The organism is Clostridium acetireducens DSM 10703 (assembly GCF_001758365.1).
Classification (GTDB): Bacteria; Bacillota; Clostridia; order Clostridiales; family Clostridiaceae; genus Clostridium_C; species Clostridium_C acetireducens.
Genome location: NZ_LZFO01000004.1, coordinates 1 through 13,712, shown reverse-complemented (window position 1 = coordinate 13,712; position 13,712 = coordinate 1). Strand labels below are relative to the sequence as shown.

At 26.5% G+C, this 13,712-nt stretch carries 14 protein-coding genes, 1 other RNA gene and 1 pseudogene; 12 read left to right on the top strand and 4 right to left on the bottom strand.

Annotated features, from left to right (window positions below; genetic code table 11):
- Positions 1 to 61 precede the first annotated feature (61 nt).
- Both CLOACE_RS01765 and rnpB read left to right on the top strand, forming a co-directional pair.
- Positions 62 to 766 carry a zinc ribbon domain-containing protein gene (locus tag CLOACE_RS01765; protein WP_070109328.1) on the top strand — a complete coding sequence of 235 codons (705 nt, stop codon included), beginning with the start codon at positions 62 to 64 and terminating at the stop codon, positions 764 to 766.
- 458 nt (positions 767 to 1,224) lie between these two features.
- Positions 1,225 to 1,591: RNase P RNA component class A (gene rnpB / locus CLOACE_RS01760), an RNA gene on the top strand.
- Positions 1,592 to 1,712: 121 nt separating this feature from the next.
- On the opposite strand, the gene CLOACE_RS01755 is transcribed toward rnpB, so the two are convergent.
- Together CLOACE_RS01755 and alr are read right to left on the bottom strand one after the other, a co-directional pair.
- Entirely contained in the window at positions 1,713 to 3,062 is a 1,350-nt protein-coding gene (locus tag CLOACE_RS01755) for an alanine/glycine:cation symporter family protein (RefSeq protein ID WP_070109327.1), read from the bottom strand.
- 131 nt (positions 3,063 to 3,193) lie between these two features.
- Complete coding sequence (gene alr, locus CLOACE_RS01750) at positions 3,194 to 4,366, bottom strand: alanine racemase (protein ID WP_070109326.1); 1,173 nt, start codon at positions 4,364 to 4,366, stop codon at positions 3,194 to 3,196.
- 755 nt (positions 4,367 to 5,121) lie between these two features.
- Between alr and CLOACE_RS01745 the strand changes: the two genes are divergently transcribed.
- The 6 genes from CLOACE_RS01745 to CLOACE_RS01720 all read left to right on the top strand — a co-directional run bounded on the left by CLOACE_RS01745 (position 5,122) and on the right by CLOACE_RS01720 (position 8,946).
- A complete protein-coding gene (locus CLOACE_RS01745; protein ID WP_070109325.1) occupies positions 5,122 to 5,652 on the top strand; it encodes a DUF4352 domain-containing protein in 531 nt (176 codons plus the stop codon).
- 107 nt (positions 5,653 to 5,759) lie between these two features.
- Positions 5,760 to 6,389, top strand: a complete 630-nt coding sequence (locus CLOACE_RS01740) for an SGNH/GDSL hydrolase family protein (RefSeq protein ID WP_070109324.1) — start codon at positions 5,760 to 5,762, stop codon at positions 6,387 to 6,389.
- Positions 6,390 to 6,493: 104 nt separating this feature from the next.
- Complete coding sequence (locus CLOACE_RS01735) at positions 6,494 to 6,859, top strand: NifB/NifX family molybdenum-iron cluster-binding protein (protein ID WP_070109323.1); 366 nt, start codon at positions 6,494 to 6,496, stop codon at positions 6,857 to 6,859.
- 19 nt (positions 6,860 to 6,878) lie between these two features.
- Complete coding sequence (locus CLOACE_RS01730) at positions 6,879 to 7,709, top strand: P-loop NTPase (RefSeq protein ID WP_070109415.1); 831 nt, start codon at positions 6,879 to 6,881, stop codon at positions 7,707 to 7,709.
- Complete coding sequence (locus CLOACE_RS01725) at positions 7,700 to 8,566, top strand: ATP-binding protein (protein WP_070109322.1); 867 nt, start codon at positions 7,700 to 7,702, stop codon at positions 8,564 to 8,566. The genes CLOACE_RS01730 and CLOACE_RS01725 overlap by 10 nt, the downstream gene beginning before the upstream one ends.
- A 23-nt stretch (positions 8,567 to 8,589) precedes the next feature.
- Positions 8,590 to 8,946 carry a NifB/NifX family molybdenum-iron cluster-binding protein gene (locus CLOACE_RS01720; protein ID WP_070109321.1) on the top strand — a complete coding sequence of 119 codons (357 nt, stop codon included), beginning with the start codon at positions 8,590 to 8,592 and terminating at the stop codon, positions 8,944 to 8,946.
- A 50-nt stretch (positions 8,947 to 8,996) separates the two neighbouring features.
- Here the strand turns inward: CLOACE_RS01720 and CLOACE_RS01715 are convergent, their stop codons facing one another.
- The gene (locus tag CLOACE_RS01715; protein WP_070109320.1) at positions 8,997 to 9,542 is read right to left on the bottom strand and encodes a phosphatase PAP2 family protein; all 546 of its coding nucleotides are present in this window, start codon (positions 9,540 to 9,542) and stop codon (positions 8,997 to 8,999) included.
- Between the two features lie 180 nt (positions 9,543 to 9,722).
- On the opposite strand from CLOACE_RS01715, the gene CLOACE_RS01710 reads away from it, so the two are divergent.
- The 4 genes from CLOACE_RS01710 to CLOACE_RS01695 all read left to right on the top strand — a co-directional run bounded on the left by CLOACE_RS01710 (position 9,723) and on the right by CLOACE_RS01695 (position 13,391).
- Positions 9,723 to 9,899, top strand: a complete 177-nt coding sequence (locus CLOACE_RS01710; protein ID WP_084027511.1) for a FeoB-associated Cys-rich membrane protein — start codon at positions 9,723 to 9,725, stop codon at positions 9,897 to 9,899.
- A 409-nt stretch (positions 9,900 to 10,308) separates the two neighbouring features.
- Positions 10,309 to 11,604 (top strand): hemolysin family protein, encoded by a 1,296-nt coding sequence (locus CLOACE_RS01705; protein ID WP_070109319.1) that lies wholly within the window; start codon positions 10,309 to 10,311, stop codon positions 11,602 to 11,604.
- Positions 11,605 to 11,988: 384 nt separating this feature from the next.
- Positions 11,989 to 12,687 (top strand): DUF5058 family protein, encoded by a 699-nt coding sequence (locus tag CLOACE_RS01700; RefSeq protein ID WP_175429421.1) that lies wholly within the window; start codon positions 11,989 to 11,991, stop codon positions 12,685 to 12,687.
- 17 nt (positions 12,688 to 12,704) lie between these two features.
- On the top strand, positions 12,705 to 13,391 hold the full coding sequence (locus CLOACE_RS01695) for a hypothetical protein (protein ID WP_070109317.1): 687 nt from the start codon (positions 12,705 to 12,707) through the stop codon (positions 13,389 to 13,391).
- A 107-nt stretch (positions 13,392 to 13,498) separates the two neighbouring features.
- On the opposite strand, the pseudogene CLOACE_RS11845 reads toward CLOACE_RS01695, so the two are convergent.
- Positions 13,499 to 13,712 (bottom strand): annotated as a pseudogene (locus CLOACE_RS11845) (transposase); the annotation flags it as partial.

Below are 13,712 nucleotides of genomic sequence, written 5' to 3'. Positions count from 1 at the left end.
ATAGGCTTTTAAATAGCTTATTTCTATTTTTTTATATAAAAATATTATTGGAGGGGAAATTATGTATATTAATGAATTATTAAAAATTCAAGAAAACTACAATAAAATTATAAAATGTAATAAAGTATTAAAGGATAATTATTGTATACAATTATTAAAAAAATTAAAAATAGAATTTGAAGAAAAAAAGAAAAAATATAAAGAAATAGAAAAAGAACTAAAAAGCATGAAAAGTTTATATGAAACCATAAACGAAAAAGAAAACGAACTAAACCAAAAATTAAAAGAAGATGAATACAACTTATATAATAATGCAGGTAGTGATTTTAAACTAATAAAAAGTCTTCAAGAAAGAATAAAAAAAAGCAAATTAGAATTAAATGAAATAGAAAGTAAAGAAATAAAAATATTAGAAAAATACGAAAAAATAGAGAATGATAAAAAAGTTTTAAGAAAAGAGCTTGAAAAATTAAGAGATAGTTTTAATAATTTTAAAGAAGAAAGCATTAATAAAATTAACAAAGCAAAAGAAGACATTAAAAAATCTAAAGAAGACATAGAAAAATTAGAAAAAAGTATAGATAAACTTTTATTAAAAGAATTTAAAAGAATACAATGTGAAAAAGGAGAAACTGCTATATCTAAAGTTAAAAATGGCGTATGCTTAGGCTGTAGCATGAAAGTATCTTCCCAAACTTTAGATAAACTAAACATAGCAAAAGAAATAGTTTATTGCGACAACTGTGGAAGAATACTATATAAATAATAGTAGAAGAAAAAATTAAATATATATGAATAAAAAACCATTGAATTAATTTGCACATAGAAAATAATTAAAAATAATCTATATAAAAATAATAACTCCAGTAGCATAAAGAGAGTTTGTAAATAAGTCATTTCATTAAGACACTCTAATAATAAAAAATAAAAAAACTCCTACCCAATTTATGCCCCGTCCTTGGGGCGGAAATTGGCTCATCACGTCCTGTGATGAATTACGGAGTTTTTTTATTTTTTCTTCTAAGAGTGTCTAAAATTCATTTCAATTATTTACAAACTCTCTTTATGCTACTGGAGTTATTATTTTTATATAGATTATTTTTAATTATTTTCTATGTGCAAATTAATTCAATGGTTTTTTATTCATATATATTTAATTTTTTCTTCTACTATTATTTTAAAATATATTGATTTTTTTTACTTAGTGTGATATCATAATCATTGCGAGTAAGCCAGACAGTCGCTGCTGCAATTTTGCAGGAGAGGAAAGTCGGAGCTCCATAGGGCAGGGTGCTGGGTAACTCCCAGTGGAGGCGACTCTAAGGAAAGTGCAACAGAAAATACCGCCATGAATATATCTTATTTTTATTTAAGATTTCATGGTAAGGGTGAAAAGGTGAGGTAAGAGCTCACCAGCACATTGGTGACTTTGTGGCTGTGTAAACCCCATCTGGAGCAAGATCGAATAGGGAGACAATAAAAGGGGCTGCCCGTCCCGTCTCCGGGTAGTATCGCTGGAGCCTACTGGCAACTTTAGGCCTAGATAGATGACTGTTTAATACAGAACTCCGCTTATAGACTTAGTCGCATAAAAAAGATTAGAAATACCCTATTGTAAGGGTATTTTTTTTATTAAAAAAAAGCTGCTAATAAATTCCGTTTATTAACAGCTTTAAATATTATAATCTATAATTAAAGGAGAGATTTAATTATTATAGAGGGCTTTTAACTTTTTCAGAGAAAAATTCTCTTGATAATTTAAATACTACTTTACTTAATGCTAGTATTGCAATTAAGTTAGGGATAGCCATCATTCCGTTAAATGTATCAGCTAATGCCCATACAAATTCTAATCCACCTACAGAACCTACCACTATTAAAGGAATCCATATAAATTTATATAATTTACTTACTTTTTCACCAAATAAATATTCTAAAGCTTTTTCACCGTAATAAGACCAACCTAATATAGTAGAGAATGCGAATAATAATATGGATATAGCAATAACTACTTGGCTTCCTGGTATAACTGAGTTAAAAGCAGCAGCACTTAAATCTGCACCATTTAAACCAGATTTCCAAACATCTGTAACTAGTAATATTAATCCAGATAGTGTACAAATTATTAATGTAGTAAATACTTCAAATATTCCCCAAAGACCTTGGCGTACAGGGTGATCAGTTGTAGCAGCAGCGTGAGCTATAGGAGCACTACCTAAACCACCTTCATTTGAAAATATTCCACGAGCTATTCCAAATTTAGCAGCCATAGCCATAGTAGAACCAGCAAAACCACCAACCATAGCAGTACCTTTAAAAGCATCTTTGAATATAAGAGCAAAAACATACCCTATATGATCAGCTCTAGCTATTATGATTACGAGAGCACCTATTATATAAAATCCAGCCATAAAAGGAACAAGTTTTTCAGTAACTTTTGATATAGATTTAATTCCACCTATCATAACTATAGCAGCTACTACAGCTAATATTATTCCCACAATTAATTTATTAAATCCAAAAGTAGATTCAAGTATACTAGCTATTGAATTAGATTGAACCATATTTCCTGTACCTAATGCTGCTATAGAAGTCATAATAGCAAATATTACAGCTAGCCATTTTAGTTTTAAACCTCTTTCTATATAGTACATAGGACCACCTACAAAGCTTCCATCATCTTTTTTTATTCTATAATTAATACTTAAAGTAACTTCTGCAAACTTTGTAGCCATACCAAATATAGCAGACATCCACATCCAGAATATAGCACCAGGACCACCTAGAGCAACAGCAGTTGCTACACCAACTATGTTACCAGTACCTATGGTAGATGCTAAAGCAGTAGAAACTGCTTGAAATGCTGATATTTCTCCTTCGCCAGAGCCTTCTTTACTAAACATTTTTAATAAAGTATTTTTCATTACAATTCCAAATTTTCTAATAGTAAAGAACTTGTTACCCAAAGTAATATAAATTCCAGTACCTAATAATAAAATTAACATATAAGGTCCCCATACAATACCATTGAGCCAACTGTTTATAGCCATTATCTTATCCATGATTCTACCTCCTTAATTTTGAGTGTCGTAATAAATTTTTGCGGAACAATTTTGTTTTAAATAAATTTTAATTTATATATAAATTCGATACTTTCTTTTAGAGAAAGCTGCGAATTGTTGATATAATTAATTTAAACTACACAATCAGCTAATTCTCTTATTCTAACTACTCGTCCATTTTTAATATAAAGCCTAGGAACTCTTTTGCTTATCATACAAATGACTTCGTAATTTATAGTTCCTAAAATTTCTGCCATATCATCTGCATCGAATTTTAAATCACCATAGCTACCTAATAAAATTACTTCATCTCCAACATTAACATCTCCTACATCAGTTAAATCTATCATGCATTGATCCATACATATATTTCCAACTACCGGCGCAAATTTACCATTAACAATAACTTTAGCTTTACCAGAAAGCATTCTAGTGTAACCATCAGCATAACCTACAGGAAGAGTTCCTATAATACTTTTTCTGGTTGTCCTAAATTTTCTACCATAACCTATATATTCACCTTCATCTAAAGTTTTAATGTGAACTATATTTGCTTTTAAACTCATAACTCTTTTAATATCAAGTTCGTTTTTATTAACTTCATTAGAAGGATAATATCCATAAAGAATTATTCCAGGTCTAACTCCTTCAAAATGGGTATTTGAAAGTTCCATAATAGCTGCACTATTAGCTATATTTCTAATTTTAATCTTAACTCCTTTGGCAGTTAGACTATGGTAAAACCAATTAAATTTTTTTAACTGTTCATAAGAATAGTTCTTGTCCTTTTCATCTGCAGTAGAAAAATGAGAGAAAAGAGCTTCTATTTCTATATTGGGAAGTTTACTTATTTTATAAGCTTCTTCTATACTTTTTTCTGTAGGTAGTAATCCAATTCTACCCATACCTGTATCTATAGCTAAATGAATTTTTGTAATTTTATTTTTTTCTTTGGATACATTTGAAAGTTCAACAGCATAGTCATAAGAAAAAACCACAGGTTCAATTTGGTTTTCTACTAATTTATCTAAAAGAGTAACAGGAGTAAGACCTAAAATTAAAATAGGACAATTAATGCCAGCCCTTCTCAGTTCTAAAGCTTCATCTAGCACAGCTACAGCAAGTCTAGTGGCACCGTTTTCTAAAAGTACTTTAGATACATCTACAGCACCATGATCATAAGCATCAGCTTTTACTACTCCAAAAATTTCTTTAGCTCCAGATTTAGCTTTTATATTTTTCATGTTATAAGCTAAATTGTCTAAATTAATTTCTTCCCAAACGGGTCTGTAACAATTAAACATACTAAAGCCTCCTAAATAAATTAATTTTAATTATATTGAAAATATTTGATAAGTTTTAAATTTATTTTAATAATACATTATAATACAAAATATAAATAATAAATTCAAAATTACAAATAAGTGGAAGTATATTTTATAAGCAGTCTCAAGAATAAATAAATATTTTATAGTATTTTATAAATACATATATCTAAAACAAATTTATCAAGATATACATAGAAATTTTTACAATTAAGTATTATCTATTAATTAGAATTTTCTGATTTATAAATAATTTATGATAAGTATATCATATTATTAAATATTCACAAAATTAAGAAAATTATAAAATTGAATTTTTTTCATATATCATATTTATGAATTTAATTAGATTATTATGTACAATGCAATTGAATTAATAAATATAGACTATGATTTTTAATGATTTTTCATTTTTTTTACTCTATCCAATTATTTGTTTTACAATATTTGGTGTATATATAAATCAAATCCTAAAAAAACACTTTACAAATTGTTTAAAATACTAAAATATAAATTTAAAAAATATAAATTTCTTATTTTTTATATACAATCATAGAAATATTTTTCCATATGGTATAATTGTAATTGAAATATTTAAATAATTAATTGAAATTTACATAATATTTTAATATTACAAAATTAGAAAATAATTTGTTAATATAGTTTGAATAATAAATTTATAGGTTAAATTAGAAGAAATAATAATATATAATATAGCTTATGGAGGGATTTACATGGAACTAAATGAAAAAAATAATACAGTATATAAAAAATGGTGGTTTTGGTTAATGATTGTGGTAATTATAGTAACTATAGGATTTATAGCATATAGTAAAACCAAAAATAATACAAAGTCTAATGGACAAGTAAAAGAATTTTACAAATTAAATGAACAAGCTAAATTAAAAAATGAAGCTATTACTGTAGTAGATGTAGAGATGTCAAAAGGAAATGACATTGAAAAGCCTAAAAAAGGGAATAAATTTGTTATAATAACAATAGAAATTAAAAATGTAGGAAAAGAAGAATTAGAATACAATCCTTCTTATTTTAAAATAAAAGATAGCAAAGGAAAAACAATAGATGAGGCACTTACTACAATAAACAGTAGTAACTATTTAAAATTAGGGAAGCTAGATCCTAAAGAACAAATAACAGGTACAATAGCTTTTGAAGTACCTGAGGGAGATGGAGAAAAAATTCTTGTGTATAAAAATAATTTATTTGTAGATAATCAAAAAATAAAATTTAAATTAACAAAATAAAACTCTAAATATTATCAATACTTAATTTATAAGACTTTTTAAATTGGGTATTGATAATATTAATTAGGGTTATTTTTTATATAAAAAATAGCAATGGAGATGATAAAGTGAAAACAATACTTTGTTATGGTGATTCAAACACTTGGGGTTATAATCCATTAGATGGAAGTAGATATGCTAAAGAAGATAGATGGAGCAGTGTTTTAAAAAAAGAATTAGGTGAAAAATTTGATGTGATTTCAGAAGGTTTAAATGGAAGAACTACAGTATGGGATGATCCTATTGAAGGAGAATTTAAAAATGGAAAAAAGCATATTATGGCTTGTTTGCATTCACATAAGCCTTTAGATTTAGTTATAGTATTTTTAGGTGCTAATGATTTAAAATACAAGTTTTCTTTAACAGCTTTTGATATAGCTAAAGGAGTAGAAACTCTAGTTAAAATAATTAAAAATAGTGAAACTAGCCCAATTTTTAAATCACCTAAAATTTTAGTTATAATACCGCCAATTATAGGACCTTTAAGTGAAAACTCTAAAATGTTTATAGGTGGAGTAGAAAAAAGCAAAGAATTTTCAAAGGAATTTAAAGATGTTTTAGGTAATCAATGTTATTTACTAGATACTACCAATATTATAAAAACTAGTAAAATAGATGGAGTACATTTAACTGTTGAAAGTCATAAAATATTAGGTAAAATTGTGGCGAATTTTATAAAAAACAAACTTAATTATTAAGTAATTTTATAAAATATTAAAAATGTTATTGGCATTTGACAATTAATATATCTAGATATATAATATAATTGGCAAATGCCAATAATATAAATGAGGTGATTTTTGTGAAAATAGTTATATCAGCAGAAGGTAAAAATAATACTGATTTACTTGATGCAAGATTTGGAAGATGTCCATATTTTCAAATTTATGATACTGAAACAAAAGAGTTTAAATGTGTTGAAAACAAGGGTGCTGTTTCTAGTGGAGGAGCTGGAATTGTGGCATCAGAACAAGTTATAGATGAAAACATAGATGTGGTTATTACAGGAAATTTAGGTCCAAATGCTTATAGATTATTAAAAGGTTCTGAAATAAAAATGTTTAAATCTAATAAAGCTACTATTAAAGATGTTTTGAAATGTTATGAAAAAGGAGAATTAGAAGAAATTATTCAATCAGGTCCTGAACATGGTGGCATTAGAAAATGATTTAAGGGAGGAATTTAAATTGAATATTGCTGTATTAAGTGGAAAAGGGGGAACTGGGAAAACTACTATATCTACTAATTTAGCTTTAGTTATGAGTGCAAATTATATAGATTGTGATGTGGAAGAACCTAATGGATTTATTTTTTTAAAGCCAGAAATAGTAAATTCTAAAAAAGTTAATGTAGATTATCCATGTATAAATGATGAAAAATGTAATAATTGCGGGGATTGTGCTAGTGTATGTCAGTTTAATGCTTTAGCTAAAACTAAAAAAAATGTATTATTATTTGAAAAATTATGCCATAGCTGTGGAGCTTGTGAAATAGTATGTAAGACAGATGCTTTGCATTATAAAAAAAGACCTATTGGAGTTATTGAAGAAGGAATTTTAAATAATATAAATTGCAAAAGAGGTATATTAAATATAGGAGAGCCTATGGCAGTGCCTATAATAAGAGAACTTTTAAAAAACATAAAAGAGGGCATTAATATAATAGATTGTTCTCCAGGTACTTCTTGTAATGTAGTAAGTTCACTTCAATATGTAGATTTAGCATTATTAGTTACAGAACCTACTGAATTTGGATTACATGATTTGAAAATGGCAGTAGAATTAGTTAAAAAATTTAATATACCAATGGCTATTATAATAAATAAAGAAGTATCACAAGATAGTATAGTTCATAACTATTGTATACAAGAAAAAATTCCTATAGTAGGAAGTTTGCCTTATTCAAGAGATATAGCAAAAGAATATTCCTCAGGAAATATGCTTGTTAACAATAAGAAATATAAAAAAATATTTGATAATATAGCTACTAAGGTAAAGGAGGGGTATTTGTGGAATTAGTAATTTTAAGTGGAAAAGGCGGCACAGGTAAAACCACAATTGCCACTGCTTTATCAGAACTTGCAAAAGATGTTGTAAGAGTAGATTGTGATGTAGATGCATCTAATTTATATTTATTTTATAAAGGAAAAGATATTAAAAAAGAAGATTTTTATGGAGAAAAAAAAGCAATTATTGACTATAACCTTTGTATAAAATGTGGTAAATGTGAAAGTTATTGTAAATTTGATGCTATAGAAAATTGTAATATAAATCCTTATAAATGTGAAGGTTGTGGAGCATGTACTTTAGTTTGTCCTAAAGAAGCTATAACTTTGGAAGAAGAAAAAAGTGCAGAAGTTATTATAAGCAAAATGGATAAAGGGATTATTTCAAGAGCAGAAATGGAGATAGGCAGTGAAGGTTCAGGTCTTTTAATTGCTCAGCTAAAGAAGAATAGTAGAGAATTTACTAATAAAGAAGACATTATTATAGTAGATGGTTCTCCAGGCATAGGATGTTCTATAATATCTTCTATAACAGGAGCTAATTTAGCTTTAATAGTTACAGAACCTACTATGTCAGCTATGGAAGATTTTATAAGAGTAAAAGAACTTTGTGAATATTTTAAGATACCTATGTTAGTTTGTATTAATAAGTGTGATATTAACGAAGAAGTAGCAGAAAAAATATATGATTTATGTACTAAGGGAAATATTGAAGTAGTTGGTAAAATACCTTATGATGATACTGTTATAAATTCTATTAATGAATTAAAGCCTATTATTTATTATGAAGATAGTAAAGCTAATAAAGCTATAAGAGCTATGTGGAATAATATAAAAAATTATATAAATAATTTAAAACAAAATAAATAATTTAAGTTGAGGAGGAATTTTATATGAAAATAGCAATAGCAAGTGAAGGAAATTTTGTAAGTGGACATTTTGGTCATTGTGAAGGTTTTACTTTATATAATTTAGCAGGAAAGGAAATAGAAAAAAAGGAATTTGTTGCTAATCCAGGCCATAAACCAGGATTTTTACCAGTATTTTTAAGTGAATTAAATGTAGATATAATAATTGCTGGTGGTATGGGAGAAATGGCTCAACAATTATTTGTAGAAAATAATATTAAAGTAATAGTTGGAGCTGAAGGAGAATGTGATAAAGTAATAGAAGAGTATATTGCAGGAAACTTACAATCTACAGGTAGCGTATGTAGAGAACATCAGCATGAAGGTAATTGTGGTGAATAATTTATAAAATATATTAGATTAAAAAGAATAAAAAATCTTCTGTGTAAAATTTACAGAGAAGATTTTTTAAACTTTTTTTCTAATTTGGATTCTAATACTATTTTAGAAGAAAGCAAACCTAGTATTATGCCAAATAGTACATCTGTAGGATAATGCACCATAAGATATAATCTAGAAAAAGCAATTAAAATAGCTACCGTTAATATGTAAAATCTATATTTTTTTAATTTACTCATAGATATTCCCACAGCAGCAAAAGAAGCTGTAGTGTGACCAGAAGGAAAAGAGTAAGATAAAGGTTTGGATATTAATAAATTTGCCATTTTTAAATATGTAAAAGGTCTAGCACGTTTTACAATATTTTTTAAAAAAACTTCTCCCAAAATTCCTCCTAAAAGCAGTGCACTTATCATTAGTAGTCCTACATTCCTATATTTTTTGTTTATAAAAAGTATTATAGAAAGTAAAATCCAAACAATTCCTAAGTTACCTACCTTAGTAAAAAGTATCATTACTTTATTTAATATAGTATTATGAAAGTGATTTTGGATAAAACTAAGAATATATAAGTCTATATTTTGTATTAAAGAAAACATATTTTGCACCCATTTCTTTTTAATTTATATAATGAATATTGTATAATAAAATACTATTTAATTCAATATAAATGGTGTCTAAAACATATTAAGTAAAAATAACTATTGTATAATAATTAATTTAATGTTAAATTAATTATATAATATTTTTAAACTTTATATAAGAGATGAGGTTTTATTATGTATTTTAGAAATATTTTTGAGATGATATTTGGCGGCATATTAGTATTATTAGCACTTTGGTTTCTTTATAGCGGAATCAAGAAAAAAAGCACTGGTTGTAATTGTAGCAACTGCTCTGCTATGTGTCCTTATCATAAGAAAAAGCAAGAAGAGGAAAACAAAAACATAAAATAGAATAATTTTAGTTATAGGCTTTGCAAAAATAATAAGCCCAGTAGCATAAATAAAGTTTGTAAATAAATCATTTCACTAAGACACTCTAATAAGAAGAAATAAAAAAACCCCTACCCAGTTTCCGCACCAAGGACATTGCATAAATTGGGTAGGAGTTTTTTTATTTTTACCAAAATTTTTTCCATGTAAATGGGATACATAAACAACCTTAAACTTTTTGAAAGATTTAGGAAGATTATTTATTTCTATACTATATCTTGAAACTTATATTTCATGCCATAAAAATAATGTTTTAGGAAATAATTAATATATAGATAATAATCTTAATAATTACATTTATATTTTAAATTAAGTATTAGGATTTTTTAAACTTTAAAAATGTTGTAATAATTATAAAGGGTGATAATACATGGAAAATAATATTGTATTAGAAATTATACTAATACTAATCTTAATATTAATAAATGCTTTTTTTGCTGCTTCTGAAATGGCTATTGTATCTTTAAATAAATCTAAAATAAATAATTTGTCGGAAAAAGGAGATAAAAGTGCAAAAAATCTTTTAAAGCTTTTAAAAGAGCCTAGTAAATTTTTAGCAACTATTCAAGTTGGAATAACTTTAGCAGGATTTTTAGCTAGTGCTTCTGCTGCTACAACTATATCTAAACCAGTAGCTCATGCGTTTCATAAATTTAAAATTCCTGCGGCAAGTAAAATTTCGTTAATAATAGTAACAATAATGTTATCTTATATAACATTAGTATTTGGAGAATTATTTCCTAAAAGAGTTGCATTGCAAAATTCTGAAAAAATAGCTTTAGCTAGTGTAAAGCCTATTTTATTTTTTTCTAAATTACTACGTCCTTTTGTTAATGTATTAACATCTTCTACTAACTTACTTTTAAGAATTTTTGGAATTAATATTGAAAACTTAGATGAAAAGGTATCAGAAGAAGAAATAAGAATGATGATAGATGCAGGTGAAGAAATAGGAGTTATAAACCAAATAGAAAAAGAAATGATAGATAGTATTTTTGAATTTGATGATACTTTAGCAAAGGAAATAATGACTCCAAGACCTAATGTATTTGCTATAGATGTAAATATATCTATAGATGAGGTTATAAATAAAGTGGTAGAAGAAAAATACTCTAGAATACCAGTATATGAAGGTGAAATAGATAATATTATAGGTGTTTTATATATGAAAGATTTATTTGTTGAAGTAAAAAGAAAAAATTTAACAAAAGAAACCCTAAAAAGTATTCTTAGACCAGCATATTTTGTACCAGAAACCAAAAATATAGATGAGCTATTTAAAAAAATTCAAAAAACCAAAAATCACATTGCCATACTTATAGATGAATATGGAAGTTTTTCTGGAATAGTTACCATTGAAGATTTAATTGAAGAAATTGTAGGAAATATATTTGATGAATATGATGAAATAAATGAATATATAAAGAAAATAGATAATAATACTTATTTAGTAGATGGACTTTTATCTATAGATGAATTAAACGAAAGACTTAATTTGAATTTACCAACAGAAAATTTTGATACTATAGGAGGATTTGTAATTGATTTACTTGGAAGTATTCCTGAAAATAATGAAGATGAGATAGTGTACGAGAATTTAAAATTTAAAATAGAGAGTGCAGAAGAAAAAAGAATAAAAAAGCTTACTATATCAGTATTAAGTTAAAATATACATATGTACTGACAAATAATTTTAAATTTGCCAGTACATAACTTGTAATCAAGTAAAATAAAAATAATTTTATTTTAGGAAATATTCAGAATATAAAAAATATATTGACAAATATACTTTAATATACTAATATTAAAGTATAGAACTTATCTTAAGTAAAACATTTCATTGTAACATTTACTATTTTATAAGGTTATTAATACAAAATATCTATAACAGCACACACAATTATAATTAATTACATATTATTCCAATTTTCACATTAAAACAATAAATTAAATAGATTAAAAATTACACTATATTTATATAATTATATTTTTTGAATAAATGCATATTATAGATTAAAAAAATTTATATAAAAATATGGGGGTGTGTAATATGAAAGCAGAAATTTTAAAAATAGCCAATGAATTTGGAGTATGGGCAGTTGCTTCTCTAGCTATAATTGTAGTAGCAATACAAGCGGTAATGTTTACTAAACTTGCTAACAATACTGCAAATAAAATAGGTATGGAGAAGTCTATTTGTAAAAAAGCTTTTAGGACAGGTCTTGTAACAGCTATAGGTCCTAGTGTAGCAGTATTCATAGTAATGGTAGGAATGATGTCAGTTATAGGAGGTCCTATAAGTTGGCTTAGACTTTCTATAATAGGATCAGCCCCTACAGAACTTACTGCTGCAAAAGTAGGAGCTGAAGCTGCAGGAGTGAGTTTTGGAGGAGCAGATTATGGTTTAAATGCTTTAGCTACATCATGGTGGACTATGGCTTTAAATGGTGCTGGTTGGCTTTTAGTTGTTGGATTGTTTACTCATAAATTAGAAAATATACGTCAAAAAGTAGGGGGAAATGATATAAAGTGGCTTGCTGTTTTAAGCGGTGCTGCAATGCTTGGAGTATTTGGATATTTAAATTCTGGAGATGTAGTAAAAGGTGGAGGAAATTTAGTAGCAGTAATCATGGGAGCTATAAGTATGATGTTACTCATAAAAATAGCAGAAAAAGTACCAAAGCTAAAAGAATATACTTTAGGAATTGCTATGTTAATAGGTATGACAGCAGCTATATTGTTTAGTTAAATTAGGAGGTATGAATATTGGATAACAGAGAATTTAATGAAATATGGAATAAACCTGTAATAAAAATAGGAATGATAACTGTATTAACAGGAACTTTTATGAGTTTTTTACCTTGTTTTTATCTATATTTTGCGCATGGGATTATTCCTAATATACCAACTATATTAAAAGGATGGGGAATGATTGCATCTTTATTTGGAGCTTTATATATTGTAGAGCCAATTTCTTACTATTCAGTTTTAGGATTAGCAGGAACTTATTTATCTTTTTTATCTGGAAACATATCTAATGTAAGATTGCCTTGTGCAGCTATGGCATTAGAAGCTACAGAGACAAAACCTGCAACTAAAGAAGCAGAAGTAGTATCAACTCTAGGAATTACAGGTTCCATAATTACTAACTTAGTAGCAGTAACTTTAGCTGCTTTTATAGGTACAGCTCTTATAAAAATACTTCCTCCAGTTATAGCAGATGCATTCAAAAATTATACAGTACCAGCTATATTTGGAGCAGTTTTTGGTCAATTTTCATTGAAATATCCTAAATTAGCAGTGTTCGGAATAGGAATTCCTATAATACTTAGATTAACTACAAAATTGCCAGGATGGGTACTTATAATAGCTTCTGTATTTGGAACCATTGCTATAGGTAGAATTATGTATAGTAAAGAAAAAAAAGTCGAAGATAAAAATGTATCTGCTTAATTTTATATAAATGGGGTTATAATAGTTGATTGCAAAACTAATAGTTTAAAAAATTAAATACTGACCTTAAGTTATAAATATTAAATTTTTAAAAAACAAACTATAGATTAAGCAACTAATGATTTTATTGAGAGTATATTATCTTTATTATTAATTTTATAGCTAATAATTACAGTAATTAATTGGGTTATACCTGCTAATAATAATTCAGCTTTTAAAGAATCCGTCTTATTAATCTTTAAGGTCGATAGACCTAGTGGGTGTTTAATAATATTGTTGGTTCTTTCAGTAATAGTTCTGATTTTATATAAGTTATTCCAT